This is a genomic window from Mesorhizobium montanum, assembly GCF_033977145.1.
GTDB classification, from domain to species: domain Bacteria; phylum Pseudomonadota; class Alphaproteobacteria; order Rhizobiales; family Rhizobiaceae; genus Mesorhizobium; species Mesorhizobium montanum.
The window spans coordinates 79,709-101,378 of the sequence record NZ_JAVIJF010000016.1 but is presented as its reverse complement, the minus strand read 5'-3'; the positions used below and the strand labels follow the sequence as shown (position 1 = coordinate 101,378).

The following is a 21,670-nucleotide window of genomic DNA, read 5'->3' as shown; positions in this document are numbered from 1 at the left end:
TAACCCTCCCCACCACAAGGGGGAGGGAACGCTGCCGCGCACCTTTTGCCAATCATATTCAGCGCGAACATTGGCAAGGCTGCCGAGATCAGCGCTAGCGGAAGTCTCCCTCCCACTTGTGGGGAGGGGTTAGGGGTGGGGGTATTCGTAGGGTGAAAGCCGCCGCTAGCTATGCGATTTCCCTGCCCTCGAGGGGAGAGTAATCCTTATCCCACACCCACATACCGCCGCACCGCCGACGGATCGGCGCGCAAGGCCTCGACACCGACCGTCTCACGGTTGCGGCCGTTCTCGATGAATGAGACGCGGTCGGCGACCGACAGAACGGCGTCGACGCGCTGCTCGACCAGGATGGTCGAGACACCGAGACCGCGCAGCTTGGCCACCGTCTCGCGGATCCTGGCGATCATCGACGGCATCAGCCCTTCGGTCGGCTCGTCGAGCAACAGCACCTGCGGCTCGAGGCAGAGCGCGCGGGCCATGGCCAGCATCTGCTGCTCGCCGCCGGACAGCGTGCCCGAACGTTGCTTCAGCCGCTCACGCAGCAGCGGGAAAAGGTCCAGCACGTTTTCGCGCACGGCCTTGCCCTTGCCGCGCGCCATCAGCCCGATCTCGATGTTTTCCGTGACCGTCATGTCGGCAAACAACCGCCTGCCCTGCGGCACATAGGCGACGCCGGCCTTCGGCACGTCATGCGCGGCGAGCCCGGTCAGTTCCTTGCCGTCCAGCCGGATCGAGCCTGCCGCCGCCGGCACCAGCCCCATGATTGCCTTCAGCGTCGTCGTCTTGCCGGCGCCGTTGCGGCCGAACAGGCAAAGCACCTCGCCCTTGTTGAGGACGAGGTCGAGGCCGTAGAGCACCTGCACCTCGCCATAGAAACAGTCGAGCCCGGAAATGGTCAGCAGAGCTTGATTGGCCATGAGCGGATCAGCCATGGGTCGCTCCGAGATAGGCATCCTGGACCTCGGCGTTGACGCGGATCTGTTCCGGCGTGCCCTCGGCGAGGATCTTTCCCGAATTGAAGACGGTGACGCGGTCGGCAAGCTGCATGACGACCGGCATGTTGTGCTCGATGAGCAGCACGGTGGCGCCTTCGGCGATCTCGCGCACCAGGGTGATGAAATTGTCGATCTCGCTGTCGGCCAGGCCTTGCGTCGGCTCGTCGAGGATCAGCAGGCGCGGTTTCAGCGCCAGGCCCATGGCGACTTCCAGCAACCGCTGGTGGCCGTAGGAAAGGTGCGCGGCCAGCGTGCCGGCGCGGTCGGCGAGACCGGTGCGCTCCAGCGCCGCCATGACGCCGGTCCTCACCTGCCCCTTCGAGCGGCCGTCGGTCAGCGTGCGCTGCACCGGCAGTGCGACATTGTCGAAGGCGGTGAGATTGGCGAAGACGCTGGTGATCTGGAAGGTGTAGGCGACGCCTAGGCGAACTCGCTTGTAAGCCGGCATGTTGGTGATGTCGGCGCCGTCGAAGACGATCATGCCTGCGGACGGCCGGATGCGGCCTGAGAGCAGGCTGACGAAGGTGGTCTTGCCGGCGCCGTTGGGGCCGATGACGGCGCGGATCTCGCCCGGCATCAGCGTGAAGTCGACGCCGTCGACAGCGCGCAGGCCGCCGAAATGGCGGGACAGGCCCTTGGTGGTGAGCAGCGGCATCATGGCAGCCACCCCAGCCAGCGCTCACGGATGCTGCCCAGGATGCCTTTCGGGAAGAACAGCACCAGCAGGATGAGCGCCACGCCGACGATCAACAGATAGGCGGAGGTGAAGCCGCTGGTGATGTCGGTGACATAGTACATGAACAGCGTGCCGAACAGCGGCCCGAGCGTGGTCGCGGCGCCCCCGAGCAGCACCCAGAGCAGCGGCAGGATCGAATACTGCACGCCAGCGAAGCTCGATCCGACATAGCCGAACAGCAACGCATAGGCGGCGCCCGACGCCGCGCAGACGGCGCCGGAGGCGACGACCGCGGCGAGCTTGTTGGCAACCGTGTCGTAGCCAAGCATCCTGGTGCGCTCCTCGTTCTCGCGGATGGCGACCAGCACGCGGCCGAAGCGGGAACGGACAATCGCAAGCGTGACGAGAAGCACGACCGAGAACAGCACCAGAGCGCTCATATAGCGCACGGTCGAGTTGGTCAGGTCGAGCGAGGCGCCGCCGATCGAGATCACCCGCGATGCCTGCTGGATGACCAAGCCCTGGTCGCCCCCGGTCCAGGCGGCGAAATAGAGGATGAGCAGATAGAAAACCTGCGCGAACATCATGGTGACGATCATGAACGCCACACCCGAGGTGCGCAGCGCGAGAAGGCCGATGATCAAAGCGAGCAGCGCGCCGCAGGCGACCCCGGCGACGAAGGCCTCCGGCACGCCCCAGCCGAGATGATAGACGGTGAGCCCGGCGCCATAGAGGCCGGCCGAGAAGAACATGGCGTGGCCGAGGCTTAGAAGGCCGACATAGCCGAAGAGCAGATTGTAGCCCATGGCGAAGACGGCGAGCGCCATGATACGGGCGAAAAGGCCCTGGTGGTAGTCGGGCAGGATGAAGTTCAGCGCAAACAAAAGCGCGATGACGCCGATATGCAGGGCGTAGGTCTTTGCCGGCGAAGCATCCCTCATCGCGGCGTGGTCCCGAACAGGCCTTGCGGCCGGAACACCAGCACCATGGCGACGACCAGCGTGGCGATGATCTTGGCCAAGGTCGGCGAGAAGAACATCGAGATGATGCCGTCGGAGAGGCCGATCAGGACGGCGGCGACCACGGTGCCGCGTAAGGAACCCAAACCGCCGATGATGACGACGATGAAGGACAAGAGCAGCGGGTCCTGCCCCATCAGATAATGCGCCTGGCTGATCGGCACGATCAGCACCGCGGCGATCGCCGCCAGCATGGCGCCGATGGCGAAGACGCCGGCATAGACGCGCTCGACCGGGATGCCGAAGGCCTGCGCCGTCTCGCGGTCATATTGCGTGGCGCGCATGATGAGGCCGATCCTGGTGCGGGTCAGGACCAGCCAGGTGATCACCAGCAGAACGGCCGAAGCGGCCACGACCGAAAGCTTGTAGCCGGAATAGCCGAACCACGGCAGGAGGATGCGGTAGCTGAAGGGCGGCTCGACCGGCCGCGCTTCCGGACCATAGAAGGTCAGCGCCAGCTGCTGGATGATGTAGAGCATGCCGATGGTGGCGACGATGGTGCCTTCCGGATTGTAATTCAGCCGGCGCAATACCAGGCGCTCGGCGACCAGCGCGACCAGCCCGACCAGCAATGGCGCGATGACAAGCGCGGCGACGAAGCCGATCGCGGGATGACCCGCGATCGCCGTCGAGATCGCCCAGGCAAGCACCGCGCCCAGCATGAAGAACTCGCCATGGGCGACGTTGACGACGCGCATGACGCCGAACACCAGCGACAGGCCAAGCGCCGTCAGCGCCAGCACGGCTGAGGTGACGAGGCCTTCGAGGGCGGCGAGGAGGAGGTGGGGTCCGAAATGCATTACATGCGAACGGATGCGCGAGGCACCCCCCTCTGTCCTGCCGGACATCTCCCCCTCAAGGGGGGAGATTGGATGTCACGACGGGTTTCGCCAATCGCCAAAGTCGAAAGACAAGCGCCGGCGTACGAACTGCCAATCTCCCCCCTTGAGAGGGAGATGTCCGGTCCACCCTCCGTAGCTGCAGCGCAGCTGCTGCGAAGGACGGGCAGGACAGAGGGGGGTGGTTGGGCGCTCACGCTGACTGGAATGAGCCTACAGCGCCTGCGTCGTGTAATCCCCTTCCGGCTCGTAGAGGCCGTCCTCGATCTTGGTCTTGTGGACGACCTTGAGCTTGCCGCCTTCGACCTTGGAGATGTTCTGGATGCCGAAGCACTGGTGGATCTTGCCGTTGAAGGTTTTCGGACCCTGCGGATGCTCCGGCCCCTCGGCGAATTCCTTCAGCGCCTCGGTCGCCTCGACCAGTTTGGCGCGGTCTTCCTGCCCCTTGTAGCCGGCGTCCTCCATCGCCTTCTTGACGACGTAGAGCGTTTCCCAGCAGCCGAACATGTGCGAGGCGGTGGAGACGTCCTTGGGGTCGCCGACGGCGGCGCCGTTGTCGTCGATGCCGACGGCGGCGCGGTAAGCCTTCTGCGCCGCGGAATCGTCAGGCTGCGCATAGCGCGGCGAGCCTTCCCAGAAATGGCTGCCGTCGAGGAATTCGAGGCCGGGGCTGTTGATGTCGGTGGCTTCGAGCGAATCCATGAAGCCGAAAAGCTGCGGCCGTTGCGAGCCGTAGAACTCGCCGAGCTCCTTGACGAAGGTGAGCACGGCCGGGCCGACCATGACGTGGTAGATGACATCCGTCTCGGCCGGGATCTGCGGGAAGTATTTGGTGAAGGAGCTCTCCGTCGGCGGAATGGCGATCTGGGCGATCACGTCGGCGCCCTGCGCTTTCAGCGCCGGCGGCAGGTAGTCGCGATGATCGTAGCCGAAGGCGAAGTCGGGGAATATCTGCGTCACCTTCTTGCCGGCGTTCGCCGCGATCCATGGCGCCATCGACTGGATCTGGCTCTTCACGTCGGTGATGCCAGGCTGGAAGACGTAGCGGTTGAGCTTGGTGGAGGCGACGTGGTGGCCTTCGCTGACCACGAAATAGGGAATCTTGTTCTCGCCGGCGGCAGGCGCCGAGCCGATCACGACATGCGAGAACAAGGTGCCGAAGACGATGTCGGTCTTGTGCTGCTTGGCGAACTTGGCGACGACCTCGGCGCCGCGGGCGGGGTCCGTGCCGTCATCCTCGATGACCAGTTCGACCTTGCGGCCGCTGATGCCGCCGGCATCGTTGATCGCCTTGACGGCGGCGGCGCTTGTCTTCTCGTACCAGCGGCCATAGGCGGCGCCGATGCCCGTGCGGTGCGACTGGAAGCCGATCTTGATCGGCGCCGAGCTCTGCGCCTGACTGTAGCGGACGAAGCCGGGTGCCAGGGCAAGGCCGGCACCGGCGGCTATGCCTTTCAGCGCGGTGCGGCGCGAAAGTGTCGTCTTGGAGAGGTCGAAAAATCCGTTCCTGTCAGCCATGTCCGTTCCCCTGTTTTTTCAGTTTTGACCAGCGATAAGGCGGCTAATCCATCCTCGCTCGGAGGATGGGAGAATTGCATGTGTACAAACTAAATCACCAAAGCCACGGCGTGGCAAGCGAGCTTCCCCAAGGATAGATATGGCTTGTCTCATCCGGCGGTCGGCGTGGCAAGCAACCACAGGCCGAAGATGGTGTAGGCGATCATCAACAAGGTGAGCGGGAGCTGGCTGAGCGCGGCGCGCGATGCGTGTTTGTGGAGCCGCCAGGCAAGGCCATGCGCGACAAGCACGGCCAGCACATGGCCGGCGATGATGATTCCGGCCTGGACATTCCATAGCCACCAAGCCGACCGGGCGCCGGCGACGACGCCCGCCTCGACCATCATGTTGGCGGTGCCGAACAGATTCCATCCCTGCGCGAACGGGTCGGACAGAGCGACCAGCGCATATTGACCGTCGACCAGCAGCACGGTGAGGTAATGCGCGATGTGATAGGCAAGCGCGATCGGCACGATCGACCAGACCAGAAGGCCCGCGTTGTCGCTGAATGAGCGGTCGTCGCCGGCAAGGCGTTGGCCGAGAAAGACGGCAAGCGCGAACACGGCCGCCAGCAGGAAGAAGGTGAGCGCGAGACCAAAACTGCCGATGCCGATCAGCGCGGTGCGGCCGGGATATTCCAGCGGATTGACGCCGAAGAGGCCTAGCCAGAAGAAGGTTTTGGACAAGCCGTCGAACGATACCGACGACAACGCCAACAAGAGGAAAGCTGTGCCGCTCGCTGGCAGCGGCTCCGCGGCCAGCAGCTTGGCGCCGGGCCAGCGGAGTGAGAGCCGGCCTTCAAGGCGCTCGGCAGGCGCGAAGCGGGCAACCATGGAGAAGAAGACGGTCAGGAACTCGCCGCGTCGGCTCCAGTCGTCGTAACCCAAGAAGAGCATAGCGGCGAAGCTGGCCAGCCAGTAGATACCGGCGGCAAAGGCCAACCGAGCCGGATCATCGGGCGCCGGGTCGATCAGCTCGAACCAGGCGAAGGCGAAGAACAGCACGAAGGCCGGCCAGAAGCCGAGCCAAGCCGGCAGGCGCGACGGCCGAGTTTCATCGGCGTGAGGACCGAAGACGCGCGATGCGATGCGCCACGGTCCGTACCATGGATTGAGCCAAGACCATAGATCGCCGAATATCCCCTGCAGCAGCGTGAAGCCGGCCCAGAGCAGCGTCCAGATCACCAGTGGCAGCGGGTTTGAGAGAGGGTCCCGGGTGCCGAAGATGCCGGCGACGATGAGAAGCGCGAAGCCGGCAAAAGAAAGCAGGCTGGTGAACATGCGTGGGCGGTTGCTGAGGCCGAACAAAGGCAGGCGCCTGCGCCAGACGCGGTCGAGGACGGCAGGCGGGAGCAACGCGAGCACGAGGAAGCTGACGGCCACGGCAAAAGCGCCGCCGACGAGATAGTAGCCGGTCGGGAGAAGCAGGACGTGGCCGCGGTCGGAGGCGTGGGCAAAGGCGGGGGTGGGGAGAAACGGCGTTAGCGCCAAAGCCACTGCGAAGGCCCAAAGGGAATTGTTTTCGGCGCCGCGATCCTTCGCACCCCCTCTGTCCTGCCGGACATCTCCCCCCGCAAGGGGGGAGATTGGCTCTCGCCAGCGCCTTCGCCAATCGCCGGCGCTGCAGGGGAAACGCCGACCGGACGAACTGCTGATCTCCCCCCTTGCGGGGGAGATGTCCGGCAGGACAGAGGGGGGTGGGCGGGAACTCAACTTATCCGAAATTCCATGCGACTGGCGTGGCCCGATTAAGCGACCCTCACACCTTCACCAACTGCCTCACCCGCCCCTTCTCGCCGAAAATCCGAATATACCTTTTGATCTCCTTCTCATCCCCTGTCGCCTTGGCCGGGTTGTCCGACAGCTTCACCGCCGACCTTCCATTGGCTTCGCTGACCTTGCAGACCAGCGAGATGGCGTCGAGGCTCTTGGTCTCGGTCGGCGCGCAGCCTTCGAAATCATTGGTGAGGTTGGTGCCCCAGCCGAAGGACATGCGCACCTTGCCCTTGAAGTGGCGATAGGCCTCCTCGATGGTCTCGACCTCGAGCCCGTCGGAGAAGATGAGCAGCTTCTGTTTCGGGTCCTTGCCCTTCTCGCGCCACCAGGAGAGGATCTTCTCGCCGCCTTCGATGGGCGGCGCGCTGTCGGGGCGGAAGCCGGTCCAGTCAGCGATCCAGTCCGGCGCATCGCGCAGGAACGCAGCTGTACCAAAGGTATCCGGCAGCACGATCAAGAGATTGCCGCCATAGTAGCGCTGCCAGTCCTGCAGCACCTTGTAGGGCGCCTCGCGCAACTCCTCCTCGGAATTGGCAAGGGCTGCAAACACCATCGGCAGTTCGTGCGCGTTGGTGCCCAAAGCCTCGAGATCGTTGTCCATGGCCAGAAGCACATTGGAAGTGCCGGTGAAGGCGTCGCCGATGCCTTCCTTCAGCGCCTCGACGCACCAGCGCTGCCACAGGAACGAATGGCGGCGTCTGGTGCCGAAGTCGGAAATGCGGATGCCGGGCAGCGCCTTCAGCCGCTCGGTCTTGGCCCACATCTTGGCCTTGGCGCGGGCATAGAGGACGTCGAGCGCAAACGGGCCAAAGGAGCGCATGGCCGCGCGGGAGCGGAGTTCGTTGATGATGGCTAAAGCCGGGATTTCCCATAGCGTGGTGTACATCCACGGCCCGGTGAAGGAGAGCTCATATTGGCCGTCGCGTTTGGAGAGCTCGTAGTCGGGCAGCCTGAAACCTTCCAGCCAGGCCAGGAATTCCGGCTCGAAGATCTGCTTGCGGCCGTAGAAATTGTTGCCGCCCAGCCAGATCATCTCCTTCTTGGAAATGCGCAAGGTGCGGGCATGGTCGAGCTGCTCGCGCAATTCGCCCTCGTCGATATCGTCGGCGAGACGCACCGAGGTCGTGCGGTTGATCAGCGTGAAGGTGGCGTCGACCTTGGGATACATGCCCCAGATCATCTGCAGCATCAAAAGCTTGTAGAAGTCGGTGTCCAGCAGGCTGCGGACGATCGGGTCGAGCTTCCAGGTATGATTGTAGACGCGCCGCGCGATATCGGTTTTTGCCATGCTTGCTCATCCATAAAACACAACGCCGAGGAAACGCCGGCGCCACGCTTCAAGTCCCTTGTTCGAGCAATTCCGGATTGGAGACCGTCGCGGTTTTCCTGGAATTGCTTTAGCCAACTGCCTCTTAGCACTGTATTTTCGAACGTGCTTCCCGCTTTGCAAGCTGGCCCGACAAAAAGCAGCTATGCAAGTCCAGCCGTCAAGACAATGCCCTCGCCCCAATAACCTTGAGGGCGGGGCGTTTCCTGCGGCTGGGTACGCGGCCAGCCACCGGCGCGTCGGCGCGGCCCTCGTCCTGTTCCTTCTCGGCGAACAGCCAGTCGATGAACAGCTGAACGATCGGCGCCGAGCGCATCTCGTTGCGGCAGACAACGTAGAAATCATCGACCGCCGGCACCGACAAGGTGAACGGCGCGACCAGCATGCCCCTGGCAAGCAAGGCGCGCGCGGTGACGGAATCGCCGAGTGCCACGCCATGACCGTGCACGGCGGCTTCCGTGGCCATGCGCGCGTCGCCGAGATGGTGGCGGCGGCCGCGCTCCAGATCGAGCGCGTCGGCGGCGGCCAGCCAGGTGTGCCACTCGCGGCCGTCGTCGCCATGCAGGAAGACGTGATCGGCAAGGTCGCGCACACTGCGGATCGGCCGATTGTTGATCAATGTCGGGCTGACCACCGGAAAGAGTTCGAGGCCCGACCATTTGCGCATCCAGCAATCGGTCCAGCTGCCGTCGCCGTAATGCACGCAGACATCGATCTGCGGGGCGCGGATATCCTTTGGATCGTTGGACGGGATCAGCGTCAGCTGGATGTCAGGATATTGCGCGGTGAAAGAGCCGAGCCGCGGCGTCATCCAGAGCAGCAGCAGCGCCGGGACGCAGGACACCGACAGCGCGCCGGCGCTCGCCGGCCGCGTCATGCGCTGGGTGGCGGCGGCGATGCCGTCGAAGGCGGCCGAGACCGCCGGCAGGAACTCGGCGCCATGCGGCGTCAGCTTCACGCGCTGCCCGGTGCGCTCGAAGAGTTTTACGCCGAGCGACTGCTCGAGCGCCTTGATCTGGTGGCTGACGGCGCCGTGGGTGACGTTCAGCTCACCCGCCGCCTTGGTCAGCGAGGCGTGCCGCGCCGTGGCCTCGAAGGCACGCAACGGGTTCAGCGGCGGCAGGCGCTTGGCCATGAAGAGCTCCTACTTTGTGAGATTTTCTCACAGCAAAGACCCTAACAATATCAATTGATTTTTCAATGCGACTGCCCGACACTTTTGCTCGAAACAGCTTTCAAGAGACATGGAATCCGCGGGGCAGCCGGCGGGCAGCCAGGCAGCCGGACAACAGGCTGGCTTGGCAAATCGTCCATGCGGCCAGCGCCGCAAGCAGGCATAGAGGAGGACGGACATGGGTTACGATCTCGGCAAGCTCGAAGCGTTGCGCCGCAAATATGGCGAGAGCCACGGCGGCGAGATGTTCGACCCGAAATTCCGCAAGGTCGCCGACAAGATCTTCAACAAGGCCGGCACGCGGCTGGCGCCTTATTCCGGCATCCCGACCTTCCTTGCCGCGCCCTATCGCGACATTGCCGCCGACAATCCTGATTTCGGCGACCTGCAGGTGGCGATGATCGGCGTGCCGATGGATCTCGGCGTCACCAACCGCCCCGGCTCGCGCTTCGGGCCACGCGCGTTGCGCATGATTGAACGCATCGGCCCCTACAACCATGTGCTGGAATGCGCGCCGACGCATGAGCTTCGCGTCGCCGACATCGGCGACACGCCGTTCCGCAGCCGTTACCGGCTGGAGATGAGCCATGAGGACATCGAAAAGCGCACCAACCAGATCGTCGACGCGGGCGTGCTGCCGCTTTCGGTCGGCGGCGACCATTCGATCAGCCATCCGATCCTGAAGGCGGTCGGCAGGAAGGCTCCGGTCGGCATGATCCATATCGACGCCCATTGCGATACCAGCGGGCTGTTCGACATGACCAAGTTCCACCATGGCGGCCCGTTCCGCAACGCGGTGCTGGACGGCGTGCTCGATCCGTCGCGCACGATCCAGATCGGCATTCGCGGCTCGGCCGAATATCTGTGGGAGTTCACCTACGAGTCCGGCATGACGGTCGTGCATGCCGAGGAGGTGACCGGGCTCGGTATCCCGGCCATCATCGAAAAGGCGCGCAGAATAGTCGGCGACGGCCCGACCTACATTTCCTTCGACGTCGACAGCATCGATCCGGCCTTCGCGCCGGGCACCGGCACGCCGGAAGTCGGCGGGCTGACGACGCGCGAGGTGCTCGAGCTGCTGCGCGGCCTGAAAGGTCTCAACATCGTCGGCGGCGACGTCGTCGAGGTAGCGCCGCAATATGACGCGACCACCAACACCGCCCATGTCGGCGCCCAGGTGCTGTTCGAAATTCTCAGCCTGATGGTGTTCAGCCCGGCGATCAAGAAAGGCTGACGCCAGAGCTTTGTTTTCACGCAATTCCGGACGGAAGCTATAGCGAAAGTCGCCAAGCCTAAACCGCGTCTCACAATTCCTGGAATTGCTCTACCAACACGGCCGCCGCGCTGGAGCCGGCGGCCGGATGCAACAACAAGCTTCCAGCAGGGGAACCACAATGACACTTCATGCCAAGTTCAAGTCATCCATTGCCGCGGCCATGATGCTAGCCACCGCGGGCTTCGGCCTCGCCACCCATGCCGCGAAGGCCGACGCCGTCGACGACATCACCAAAGCCGGCGCCATCAATGTCGGCATCTTCTCCGACTTCCCACCCTTCTCCTCGGCCAGCGCCGACATGAGCATCAAGGGCTATGACGTCGACGTGGCGCAGGCCATCGCCGATGCCTTGAAGGTCAAGCTCAACCTGGTCAGCGTCACCGGCCAGAACCGCATCCCCTATCTCACCGACAAGCGCGTCGATATCCTGATGAGCGTCGGCTACTCCAAGGAGCGCGAGCAGGTGATCGATTTCGCCGCCGCCTACGCGCCCTACTACATCGCCGTCATCGGTCCGGCGGCACTCGCCGTCAAAGGCAAGGAAGACCTCGCCGACAAGTCGATCGCCGTCAATCGCGGCACGCTTGAGGATACCTCGCTCAGCGCAGCGGCGCCGGCCTCGGCCGACATCCGCCGCTTCGACAACTATAATTCCGTCATCCAGGCCTTCATCTCCGGCCAGACCCAACTGATGGTCGTCGGCAACGACGTCGGCGCCCAGGTTCTGGCAAAGCAGGACGTGCTGAAGCCGGAACAGAAATTCCAGCTGCTCACCTCGCCCTCGCATATCGGCCTCAACAAGAACGAGGACCGGCTGAAGAAGGCGGTCAATGACGCGGTTGCCAAGATGCTCGCCGACGGCAAGCTGGACGAAAGCTCGAAAGCCTGGCTGAAGACGCCGCTCAATCCAGACAACCTCAAGGATTGAGTTTCCGTGGCCTTTGCCTGGCTTCCGGGTGCTGCCGGCGACATCGCGCGCGGCGCGGCCACGACGATCCTGTTGATCGCCGTCACCACGCTGGCGGGGACGTTCCTCAGCATCCTCGGTGCGGCGGGGCGGCGAAACGGCGCCGCGCTGCTTCGCCGGGCGATCGCCTGGTATGTCGAGATCGTCCGCAACACGCCGTTCCTGGTGCAGCTGTTCTTCATCTTCTTCGGGCTGCCCAGCCTCGGCATCAGGCTCGACCCGATCCTGGCCGCCATGCTGGCGATGACGCTCAACATGGCGGCGTACACGATCGAGATCGTCGGCGCCGGGCTCGACGCCGTGCCGCGCGGCCAGACGGAAGCGGCGCTTGCGCTTGGGCTGCGGCCGCGTCAGGTGTTCATCAAGATCGTGCTGCCGCAGGCGCTCAAGGTCATCTATCCGGCGCTGACCAGCCAGATCGTCATCATGATGCTGGAATCGGCCGTGGTGTCGCAGATCGCGGTGCGTGAATTGACCTACGAGGCCGACATGCTGCAGGCGCGCACCTTCCGTTCCTTCGAAACCTATCTTGTCGTGACATTGGTCTATCTCGGCCTGTCGATCGGCCTGCGCCGGTTGCTGGTCGGCGGCGGACGCCGCGTTCTCGGAGCGGGCGTGTCATGATCGAATTCACTTTCTGGGACATCCTGCGCAACCTCTTGCTCGCCGCGCGCTGGACGGTGCTGTTGTCGCTCGCCGCCTTCATCGGCGGCGCGCTGGTCGGGCTGGCGGTGCTGTTCTTCCGCATCGCCAAGAACAAATGGGTGAAGCGGATCGCCTCGGGCTACATCGCGCTGTTCCAGGGCACCCCGCTTTTGATGCAGCTCTTCCTGATGTTCTTCGGCCTGCCGATGCTGGGCTTGCGCATCGAGCCATGGACGGCGGCGATGCTCGGGCTCACCTTCTTCGCCAGCGCCTATCTGGCCGAGATCTGGCGCAGCGGCGTCGATGCCCTGCCGCGCGGCCAATGGGACGCCGGCGCCAGCCTCGGCCTGCATTACCTGCAGGAGCTGCGGCTGATCATCCTGCCGCAGGCCTTCGCGATCACCCGCGCGCCGACCGTCGGCTTCCTGGTGCAGCTGATCAAATCGACGGCGCTGACCTCAATCATCGGCTTCGAGGAACTGGTCAGGACCTCCAACGCCATCAACAACGCCACCTTCGAGCCGTTCAAGGTCTACGCTGATCTTCTTCGTCATGTGCTTCCCGCTGACGCAATATGCACGGCGGCTTGAGCGCGCGGCAATTCGCTGAGCCGCAAGCATGTTGTGTTGGCCAACGTCGACGGCGCCTGCAAACTCCGGGTGATTAGGGTCATTTGATCACGCTGGCTGCGTCAGCTTTCGGTCAGACGAGGACCCTTGCTTCCCCTAAGCGAATGACCGCTTTGCGCCCAATTTACGACGTTGGGCGACGTCCAAGCGATTCCGGTAAACTGCCGTTCAGTGCGTCGATCCGCCGGCATCTGGAGAGAACTGCGTCGCGTGCAGTCGGTCCATCTCCTTGTCGAATCGTGTCCACAAAAGCGCGCCCTCTTCGCCGAGCAATTCGGTGTCGCGCTGGAAGCGATTCTCCTCGTGCACGGCCTCCAACGGGTCCCGCCAAGGGAACGTTGCCGCCGCTTCGAGCCTGGCCAGGGTCGCTTCCAGGCGCGATCGGATCGCCACCCGCTGTGATTGCGACAACGTATTGCGTTCGGCGTCGTCTTGCGCGAACAAGTCTGCTTGAGCGAATCTCATGCTGGCAACCTATGCTCTCGCGCATGCGGCGGCAACGGTGCGGCCCCAAGCTGGAGGGGGATAAGTGGCAAACGGTTGGCGCAGGGATCGCCTGCCCGACATTGTCCGGTCGATGGCCTCCCGGCCGCGACACGAGGCGTTGCGCGGTCTGGTCACGGAATTGCTGCGGGAAGGCTTCGGCGCGGCATTCAGCGAACTGGAGCACGAACGCTATCTTGTCGACAACAGTGGGCGGATCGACGTGGCGTGGGGCGCCACCGTCATCGAACTGAAGAGCGATCTTCGTCGTGAAGAGCGCGATGTCGTCGCCCGCATGCCCCACTATCTGGCCGACGCGAGCCGCGGCAGCGCGCCCGGCCGCACCACGGTCGGCCTTGCCACCGACGGCGCGACGCTGCTCGCCTATACGCTTAGTCACGGCACGCTCGCACCCATCGGCCGTTACGACGTCGACGTGGAGCACCCGAACGGCTGCTGAGCTGGCTCGACCCGCTGCTGTCGCCCGTTCCCGAGGTGATGCCGACACCGATCGCGGTCGCGCTCGCCTTTGGCCGGTACAGCCTCGCCTTCGGTCGCGCGCATGCGGAACTCCAGCGGCTGTGGGCCGAGGTCGGCGACCATCCCGAAGTGCGATTGAAGCGCGACCTGTGGGATGGATTGCTGCGCCAGGTATATGGCGACGACGTCGGCAGTGACGCGCTGTTCCTCCAGCACACCTATCTGACCATCCTCGTGAAGGCGATCGCGGCGCGCGTCCTCGATCTGGCAGTCGGCGATCCGGCGGAGATGTTGTCGGGCCGCCTTTTAGCGAACGAAGGCATCGTCGGCGCCGTCGAGGCCGACTTCTTCGACTGGCCACTGCTCGCCACAGGCGGTGATGAACTGGTGCGCTCGCTTGCCCGAGAGACAGTGCGCTTTCGCCTGCGCGACGTCGAGGTCGACGTTCTCAAAAGCCTCTATGAGAGCCTGATCGATCCCGACGAGCGCCACGATCTGGGCGAATATTACACGCCCGATTGGCTGGCGGCGCGGGTAGTCGCGGCCGCAATCCCACGCCCGCTGGACCAGCGCGTGCTCGATCCGTCGTGTGGCTCGGGAACCTTCCTGTTCCATGCGCTGCGCCGGCTGATCGAAGCGGGCCGCGAGGCGCGGCTTCCGCCGGTCGAGATCGTCGCTACCTGCGCCGATCGCGTGTTCGGCATCGATGTGCATCCCGTCGCGGTCGCGCTCGCGCGCGTCACCTGGCTGCTGGCGCTTGGCGATCTGGTGCAGGATCGGCCGCCCACGCTTAGCGTGCCTGTGTACATGGGCGACTCGATGCAATGGAACCTGCGCCCGCTCGGCGCATCTGCCGAAGTGCTTGTGGACGTGCCACCGAACGATCCGCCCCTGCGCATCCCTGCCGGCTTGGCGACCGACCATAACCTGTTCGAGCGCGCGCTCGAAGAGCTCAACCGCGGGCTCGACACCCTCGCCGACCCGGACGCGATCCGGGACGCGATCACCCGCGCCGGCGCCACGACCGAGGACGCGGCCATGCTCGGCCGCACCTTCGCGCAACTGAAGCAGCTTTATCTCGACGGCCGCAACCACATCTGGACCTTCATCCTGCGCAACCTGCTGCGTCCGGTGTGGCTGTCGCATCCCGATCACCGGGCCGACGTGCTGATCGGCAATCCACCCTGGATCGTTTATCGCCACCTGAGCGCGGAGATGAAGGACCGGCTGCGCGAGGCGTTGCAGAGCTACAATCTTTGGGTCGGCGGCAGCCTCGCCACGCATCAGGACATGTTCGCGCTGTTCTGGGCACGGGGCGCTGAACGCTATCTGCGCGACGGCGGCACGCTGGCGCTCGTCCTGCCCTATGCCGCACTAAACGCGCCGGTGTTCGCGGCGATGCGCGACGGAAGCATGGAGCGCGTGCGCGTCGCGATCACCGGCGGCTGGGGGCTGGAGCGGGTATGGCCGATTTTCGGTGCGCAATCGGGCAGCAGCACGACGAGCACCTGCGTACTCTTTGGACAGCGCGACCGCGCGGGGCCGCTGCCAGCGGAGATCGATCGCTGGGTGGGCGTGCTTCGCCGGCGCGATGCCAGCGAGGCTGAGGCGGCCGAGATTCTCCAACATGTGCGCGGCGCTTGGCCAAGGCCGCGCACGCTGATTTCCGCCTCTCCTTATCGGAAGCGCTTTCGGCAGGGTGCAACGCTAACGCCGCGCCGGTTCTTTCTCGTGGAGCATGCCTCTGCCGGGCGCCTGCAAAGCCGCCGCGACGCGCCTCGCGTGCGAGGCCGTGTGGGCAATCTCGACAAGCGGCCGTGGACGGGCGTTGCGCCCCCCGAGGGTTCGGTCGAACGCGTGTTCTTGCGTAGGATCGCGTTGGGCGAGTCCGTCGCGCCTTATCGAGTCCTCGACCTCGTGACGGGCGTGGTCCCGATGGAGAATGGTGCGATCCTCACTTCCGCCAGCGCCGACGCACGTGGGCATCGTGGCCTCGCCGCTTGGCTGCGCGATGCCGAAGCGAAGTGGAACGAGCACAGCAATAAGGATGTCGACGGCTACGCTCGCATGTCACTTGCCGAGCGCGTCGATGCGATGGGCACACTTAGGGCCCAAGCCAATCGAGCGCCAGTACGCGTTCTCTACACGAAAGCCGGAACACGGCTGAGTGCATGCTGGCTTGAGGACGAGGACGTTGTGGTCGACCACAAGGCTTATTGGTCGACCGCCCACTCGGTCGAAGAAGCCGCGTATGTAGCTGCCATCCTGAACACGAGAATCGTGCTCGATCGCGTTAGGGACCTTCAGCCAGTCGGACAACGCGACCCGCGCGACTTCGACAATCTGGTCTGGACGTTGCCGATCCCCGAATTCGACGCGGCCGAAGCGCTGCACATGGACCTTGCCGCGGCGGCTCTGCACGCCGCCGAGGTCGCCGCGCGCGTCGAACTGCCCGACGTCGCGCATTTCACCACCAAGCGGCGGCTAATCCGGGAGGCGCTGGTTGCCGACGGCGTGGCGGAAACGATCGAGCGTCTCGTCGACGCGCTGCTTCCTCCCTGACGCCTGCACTTCAAAGGTCCGCAATCCAACCGAACGGCCCGTTACCTGCCGGCCCGCTGCCGGCCCCGTTGCGGTCATTGCCGAACATTGTCTGACTGACAGCTGCTGGTGCTTAACGGACGTTTCGTGGGCTGATCTAAAGGCGTCGTTTAGCGAGCTGCAATGTTAAGATGTGACTACCATCCGGCTATCCGGCCACCTGTTTCAATGTCCGAACGCCAGTGCCGGCGCCAGGCGGTCGCGCCGCAGCCAGCGCGCCAAGAGCAGTGCCGCGACGACGGCCAGGCCCGACGCCAGGCCGATCCAGATGCCGACGCCGTGCAGGCCGAAATGGAAGGCGAGCAGCACGCCGAGCGGCAGGCCGACGCCCCAATAGCCGATCGCCGCATAGATCATCGGCACCTTGGTGTCGTGCAGGCCGCGCAGCATGCCTGAAGCGACCGCCTGGGCGCCATCGAAAATCTGGAAAAGTGCTGCAAACACCAGGAACGACACGGCTAAAGTGATCACCCTGGCATTGGCCGGATCGGCCAGATCGATGAAGGCGCTGATCAGCACCTGCGGCCACAGGATCATCACCAGGCCCATCAGCGCCATGAAGGAGACGCCGATGACAAAAGCGGTCCAGCCGGCGCGCGAAACGCCCTCCGGATTGCCGGCGCCATGGGCGAGGCCGACACGCACCGTGACCGCCTGGTTGAGGCCGAGCGGCACCATGAACGAGATCGAGGCGATCTGGATGGCAATGGCATGGGCGGCCAGAGAATCCGCATCGATCAGGCCCATGAGCAGGGCCGCCGCGTTGAAGATCGTCACCTCGAAGGCGAGGATGCCGGCGATCGGCAGGCCGAGCCTGAGCAGGCCGCGGAAGCGCGGCCAGTCGGAGCGCCAGAAGCGGCCGAACAACTGGTAACGGCGGAACTTCTTCTCCAGCATCACCACCCCGGCCAGGCCGACGAACATCAGCGTGCTGGACAGTGTGGTGGCAAGACCGGAGCCGGCAATGCCCATCGACCGGACGCCGAGATTGCCGAACATGAACACCCAGTTGAAGAAGGCGTTGCAGGCGACCGCGACGAAAACGATGACCAGCGCCCAGCCCGGCCGCTCCAGCGCCGAGATGAAGGAACGCAACACGATGTAGCCATAGAAGGGCAGCACCGCCCATTCCAACCAGCGCAGATAGGTGCCGGCCCGATGCGCGAGCGCCGGCTCCTGGCCCATGGCAAGAAGCACGCTCTCGCCATGCCAGAGGAAGAGCCAGATCGGGATCGAGATCAGGATCGCCAGCCACACGCCCTGGCGCACGGTACGGCGCAGGTCGCGCACCGAATGGCGGCGGCGGCCGAGCTCGGTCGCCATCATCGGCGAGGTTGCCAGCATCAGGCCGAGGCCGAAGATCAGCGGCATGAAATAGAGGTTGGCGCCGAGCGCGCCGCTGGCCAGCGTATCCGGCCCCAGACGGCCCATCATCATGACGTCGGTGGCGGTCATGGCGGTCTGGCCGAGATTGGTCAGCACCATCGGCCAGGCGAGCGCGACCGTCGCCCTGATTTCCTGACGCCAAAGGTTTTCCGGCGCGCGAGCGCCGGCTTTGATCGCAGACATTGTTCCGCTCTTTCAGAACACGGCGCATCGGGACCGGGCCCGGAAGCCGCACGGCGCAAAATGGCGCCGTTTGCGTCGCCTTGTGAACGAAATGCGACATTTTGGCAAGGGAGGAGGGCCGGGTAGCGATTGAGCCAGTTGCGTAGCCTGGAATCCTCGACGCCTCTTTCATTTGCCGGCCGCGGGCTGCTACGGATGCCCAAGCTTTTGCAGCCGGCGCACCATGTCGGGAGGTTTTGATGCCGTTCAGGCGCAGAAAGAACACGGCCGCGATCCCGCGCACGGTGCCCGCTTTCGAACACATCGTGACCGAGGCGAGCGACAGTTTTCTGTGGCGGCTCGACGACTATCCGTGGGAGCGCAATGTCTGGAATTTTCACCCCGAATACGAAATCCATCTGCTCAGGAAATCGTCAGGCGTGGTGCTGGTCGGCGACCATATCGGCGAGTTCGGGCCGGGCTATTTGACCATAGTCGGCGGCGGCCTGCCGCATGACTGGGTGACGGCGGTGCAGCCCGGCGAACTGATCGAGGGCCGCGATATCGTGCTGCAGTTCGATCTCGAACGGCTGCGCGGTTCGTCCGGACTGCTGCCGGAGCTGCGCGAGCTGGAGCCGTTCCTGGAGCGCTCGCTACGCGGCATGGTCTTCCATGGCCAGACGGCGCTCGACGGCGCCGGACTGATGGAACGAATGGGAGAGGTGCATGGGCTGGCAAGGTTCCGCCTGTTCCTCGAGCTGCTCGACCTTCTGGCCGCCACCGACGAATACGAGCTGCTCTCGTCGCCGGACTTCTCCCCGCTTCTCGACGCTCAATCGCTGGACATCATCCAGCGTTCGCTGACCTATCTGTTCCAGCATTTCGCCGAGGACCTGAAATTGCCGGACGTGGCGGCGTTGGCCGGCATGAGCGAAAGCACGTTCTCGCGCTTCTTCCAGAAGAACACCGGCAATTCCTTCAGCGACCACATCGCCAAGCTGAGACTATGGCAGGCCTGCAAGCTGCTCGCCGATACCGAGATCCCGATCACCGACATCTGCTTCCAGGTCGGCTACATGAACATCTCGAACTTCAACCGCGCCTTCCTGCGCAAGCACAAGATGACACCGTCATCCTATCGCAAACTGTCGCGGCAGCGGCTGACGCTGCGGGCCTGATCCGGCCGAACGGAAACTATCCTGGCGATACTGATACTCGTGTGAGTAGCAGACTCCGCGGGCGCCATATTTTGCATCGCACAATGCATAAAAGTACAGGTCTGCTGCACCGGGGCTTCTAGTCTCGCCGTTCACAACTCCGCATTTTGGCGACGGGTAGCAGGCCACCCGAGCGACGGTGAAAGCCGCTTAGCCCGAGAACTTCCGCTTCCCGCGACTGTTCCTGGAGGAGAAAAATCAATGAATCCATATCGGCTCGCTGCCAGCCTTGGCGCAGCGTTCGTGCTTACCGCTTCCGTTTCAACGATTGCGCTGGCCCAGGCGCCGGCCTGCTCGGCGCCGGTCAAGGTGCTGGCGCAGCCGCGCGACGGGCTGACGCTGCTTGAGGACTCCAAGGACGAATTTAAGAAGCTCTCCGGCGCCTCGTTCCAGATCGACTACCTCAACGAGAACGACCGTCGCGCCAAGTCGCGCGCCGACGCCTCCACCGTCGGCAACTACAACGTCTACTATGTCGACGAGGCCAATGTGGCGCTGTTCGCCTCGTCGGGCTGGATCGCGCCGCTGACCGATTATTATCCGGCTGACTATGACTACGCCGATTTCGATCCGGGCCGCCAGAAGGTCGCCACCTATGACGGCAAGGTCTGGTTCGCGCCGCTGACCGGCGGCGGCGACCTGATGGTCTACCGCAAGGACGTGCTGGAAGCCGCCGGAATCCAGCCGCCGAAGACGCTCGACGATCTGATAACCGATGTGGCGAAGCTGAACGACCCCGACAAGGGCATGTACGGCATCGCGCTGCGCGGCGCGCGCGGCTCGGGCGCCAATGTCTGGCGCTGGATGCCGTTCTTCAAGGCCTATGGCGGCAAGTGGTTCGACGGCGACAAGCCGGCTTTCAATTCGGACGCGGCCGTGAAGGCGACGGAAACCTATCTCAAGCTGTTCAAGGACTCCGCCCCCGGCACACAGACAGGCAGCTGGGATGAATCGACCGGCGCGTTCCTGTCCGGCCAGGTCGCCATCCTCGTCGAATCGACGCCACTGTCGGGCATGGCGGTCGATCCCAAGACTTCGCAGGTGGTCGGCAAGATCGGCTTCCTGCCGCCGCCGTCGCCACTGCCGGGCGGCGGCTACGGCCACGGTCTTGCCATCGCCACCAAGGCCAACGCGGATGACGCCTCGAAGAAATGCGCCGGCCTGTTCATCGCCTGGGCGACGTCGAAGGAGAACGAGAAGCGCCGGCTCGACGCGCATCAGTTCGGCGAGCTCAACCGCACCAGCATCCTCTCCAGCAAGGAATTCGCCGACATCTACGGCGCCGATCTCGGCCAGGCGCTGGCCGAGACCGGCAAGGTGACGGCGGTGAACTTCTGGCAGGATCCGCGCTGGCCCGATCTCGGCGACCGCTGGGGCATCATCCTGGAAGAGCTGGTCACCGGCACGCGCACCGACATCAAGGGCGGCCTCAACGAGCTCGAGGCCTACGCCAACGAGCTGGTGAAGAAGAAGTAATCCTCCCCCCGCGGCGCGCGCAGTCCGCGGCATTCGTCGGAATGCCGGGACCCGTGCGCCGCGGGTTCACAACAGCGATCCCAAGGCATCCGAGACAACCCGAGGATAGGCAATGCGCCGACGCTCTTCCCTGCCGGTCACATTTCTCGTTCCCACCCTCGTCATCCTTTTGGTGCTGTCGATGGTGCCGACGCTCTACGCAATCATCATCGCCCTGCAGAACCGCGAACTGAGCACGACGGGTTATTCCTGGGTCTGGTTCTCGAACTTCGCCGACCTCTTCCTCGACCGCCGCTTCCTCAACGCCGTCTGGGTTTCGGTGAAATGGGAGATCGTCACCGTCGTGGCGACGATGGTGGTGGCGATCGGGCTCGGCGTGCTGATGTTCGAGGTCGCCGCGCCGCGTCTGCGCAATGTCTATTGCCTCTTGTTCATCGTCCCGGTGCTTCTTCCGCGCGTTTCGGCGGCCTTCGTGTGGAAGTTCGCCTATCATCCGCTCTACGGCATCGCCACCTATCCCTACCGGCTCGTCACCGGCGGGCTGATCTTCGATCCGCTGTCCAAGCCCGCGACCGCCCTGTTCGCCGTCGCTTCGGTCGATGTCTGGCAATGGGGGCTGTTTTTCGCGGTGATCGTGCTCAAGCTGCTCGAGACGTTGCCGCCGCAACCGATCGAGGCGGCGCGGCTCGACCACGCCAAGCGCTGGCAGATCCATGCCTATGTCACCCTGCCGATGCTCAAGGCGCCGCTGATCAGCCTGATGTTCGTCAAGATGATCGAGTCGCTGCGCTCCTTCGACCTGATCTATGTGATGACGCGCGGCGGGCCGGGCGTCGCGACCGAGACGCTCGACATGTACGCCTTCTCGCAAGGTTTCATCGAATCCGGCAAGGTCTCCTACGCTTCGGCCATGGCGGTGCTGATGATGATCGCAACCGTCATCACCTTCACCTTGCTGTGGAAGCGGGTGCAGGCATGAAGCA

The 21,670-nt window shown here is 64.3% G+C and carries 18 protein-coding genes and 1 pseudogene; 9 read left to right on the top strand and 10 right to left on the bottom strand.

Features of this window, described 5'->3' with window-relative positions:
* Positions 1 to 206: 206 nt before the first annotated feature.
* The 8 genes from RFM68_RS21785 to gcvA all read right to left on the bottom strand — a co-directional run bounded on the left by RFM68_RS21785 (position 207) and on the right by gcvA (position 9,326).
* On the bottom strand, positions 207 to 935 hold the full coding sequence (locus RFM68_RS21785; protein WP_320235067.1) for an ABC transporter ATP-binding protein: 729 nt from the start codon (positions 933 to 935) through the stop codon (positions 207 to 209).
* Positions 928 to 1,656: an ABC transporter ATP-binding protein gene (locus RFM68_RS21780; protein WP_320235066.1), complete on the bottom strand. Its 729-nt coding sequence runs from the start codon at positions 1,654 to 1,656 to the stop codon at positions 928 to 930. The genes RFM68_RS21785 and RFM68_RS21780 overlap by 8 nt, the downstream gene beginning before the upstream one ends.
* On the bottom strand, positions 1,653 to 2,615 hold the full coding sequence (locus RFM68_RS21775; RefSeq protein ID WP_320235064.1) for a branched-chain amino acid ABC transporter permease: 963 nt from the start codon (positions 2,613 to 2,615) through the stop codon (positions 1,653 to 1,655). Before RFM68_RS21775 ends, RFM68_RS21780 begins: the two co-directional genes overlap by 4 nt.
* A complete protein-coding gene (locus RFM68_RS21770; RefSeq protein WP_320235131.1) occupies positions 2,612 to 3,493 on the bottom strand; it encodes a branched-chain amino acid ABC transporter permease in 882 nt (293 codons plus the stop codon). The genes RFM68_RS21775 and RFM68_RS21770 overlap by 4 nt, the downstream gene beginning before the upstream one ends.
* Before the next feature lie 252 nt (positions 3,494 to 3,745).
* Positions 3,746 to 5,050, bottom strand: a complete 1,305-nt coding sequence (locus tag RFM68_RS21765) for an ABC transporter substrate-binding protein (RefSeq protein WP_320235063.1) — start codon at positions 5,048 to 5,050, stop codon at positions 3,746 to 3,748.
* A gap of 149 nt (positions 5,051 to 5,199) precedes the next feature.
* Complete coding sequence (locus tag RFM68_RS21760) at positions 5,200 to 6,585, bottom strand: hypothetical protein (protein WP_320235062.1); 1,386 nt, start codon at positions 6,583 to 6,585, stop codon at positions 5,200 to 5,202.
* 262 nt (positions 6,586 to 6,847) lie between these two features.
* The gene (gene pncB / locus RFM68_RS21755; protein WP_320235061.1) at positions 6,848 to 8,152 is read right to left on the bottom strand and encodes a nicotinate phosphoribosyltransferase; all 1,305 of its coding nucleotides are present in this window, start codon (positions 8,150 to 8,152) and stop codon (positions 6,848 to 6,850) included.
* 199 nt (positions 8,153 to 8,351) lie between these two features.
* Positions 8,352 to 9,326, bottom strand: coding sequence for a transcriptional regulator GcvA (gene gcvA, locus RFM68_RS21750; RefSeq protein WP_320235060.1), 975 nt, complete (start codon positions 9,324 to 9,326; stop codon positions 8,352 to 8,354).
* A gap of 217 nt (positions 9,327 to 9,543) precedes the next feature.
* Between gcvA and speB the strand changes: the two genes are divergently transcribed.
* From speB to RFM68_RS21730, 4 genes and pseudogenes are all read left to right on the top strand, one after another.
* Entirely contained in the window at positions 9,544 to 10,599 is a 1,056-nt protein-coding gene (gene speB / locus RFM68_RS21745) for an agmatinase (RefSeq protein WP_320235059.1), read from the top strand.
* A 160-nt stretch (positions 10,600 to 10,759) separates the two neighbouring features.
* Positions 10,760 to 11,569: a transporter substrate-binding domain-containing protein gene (locus RFM68_RS21740; RefSeq protein WP_320235058.1), complete on the top strand. Its 810-nt coding sequence runs from the start codon at positions 10,760 to 10,762 to the stop codon at positions 11,567 to 11,569.
* Between the two features lie 6 nt (positions 11,570 to 11,575).
* On the top strand, positions 11,576 to 12,232 hold the full coding sequence (locus RFM68_RS21735; RefSeq protein WP_320235057.1) for an amino acid ABC transporter permease: 657 nt from the start codon (positions 11,576 to 11,578) through the stop codon (positions 12,230 to 12,232).
* Positions 12,229 to 12,862, top strand: a pseudogene (locus RFM68_RS21730) (amino acid ABC transporter permease). The gene RFM68_RS21735 and the pseudogene RFM68_RS21730 overlap by 4 nt, the downstream one beginning before the upstream one ends.
* 188 nt (positions 12,863 to 13,050) lie before the next feature.
* Here RFM68_RS21730 and RFM68_RS21725 read toward each other — a convergent pair.
* Positions 13,051 to 13,326: a hypothetical protein gene (locus RFM68_RS21725; RefSeq protein WP_320235056.1), complete on the bottom strand. Its 276-nt coding sequence runs from the start codon at positions 13,324 to 13,326 to the stop codon at positions 13,051 to 13,053.
* Positions 13,327 to 13,411: 85 nt separating this feature from the next.
* On the opposite strand from RFM68_RS21725, the gene RFM68_RS21720 reads away from it, so the two are divergent.
* Together RFM68_RS21720 and RFM68_RS21715 are read left to right on the top strand one after the other, a co-directional pair.
* Positions 13,412 to 13,825, top strand: a complete 414-nt coding sequence (locus RFM68_RS21720; RefSeq protein WP_320235055.1) for a hypothetical protein — start codon at positions 13,412 to 13,414, stop codon at positions 13,823 to 13,825.
* A gap of 38 nt (positions 13,826 to 13,863) precedes the next feature.
* Positions 13,864 to 16,407: an N-6 DNA methylase gene (locus tag RFM68_RS21715; protein ID WP_320235054.1), complete on the top strand. Its 2,544-nt coding sequence runs from the start codon at positions 13,864 to 13,866 to the stop codon at positions 16,405 to 16,407.
* A 204-nt stretch (positions 16,408 to 16,611) separates the two neighbouring features.
* Here the strand turns inward: RFM68_RS21715 and RFM68_RS21710 are convergent, their stop codons facing one another.
* Positions 16,612 to 18,015 carry an MATE family efflux transporter gene (locus RFM68_RS21710; RefSeq protein WP_320235053.1) on the bottom strand — a complete coding sequence of 468 codons (1,404 nt, stop codon included), beginning with the start codon at positions 18,013 to 18,015 and terminating at the stop codon, positions 16,612 to 16,614.
* A gap of 239 nt (positions 18,016 to 18,254) precedes the next feature.
* Between RFM68_RS21710 and RFM68_RS21705 the strand changes: the two genes are divergently transcribed.
* From RFM68_RS21705 to RFM68_RS21695, 3 genes are all read left to right on the top strand, one after another.
* The gene (locus RFM68_RS21705; RefSeq protein ID WP_320235052.1) at positions 18,255 to 19,172 is read left to right on the top strand and encodes an AraC family transcriptional regulator; all 918 of its coding nucleotides are present in this window, start codon (positions 18,255 to 18,257) and stop codon (positions 19,170 to 19,172) included.
* Between the two features lie 240 nt (positions 19,173 to 19,412).
* On the top strand, positions 19,413 to 20,687 hold the full coding sequence (locus tag RFM68_RS21700) for an ABC transporter substrate-binding protein (RefSeq protein WP_320235051.1): 1,275 nt from the start codon (positions 19,413 to 19,415) through the stop codon (positions 20,685 to 20,687).
* Between the two features lie 112 nt (positions 20,688 to 20,799).
* Positions 20,800 to 21,666, top strand: coding sequence for a carbohydrate ABC transporter permease (locus tag RFM68_RS21695; RefSeq protein ID WP_320235050.1), 867 nt, complete (start codon positions 20,800 to 20,802; stop codon positions 21,664 to 21,666).
* The last annotated feature ends 4 nt before the right edge of the window (positions 21,667 to 21,670 follow it).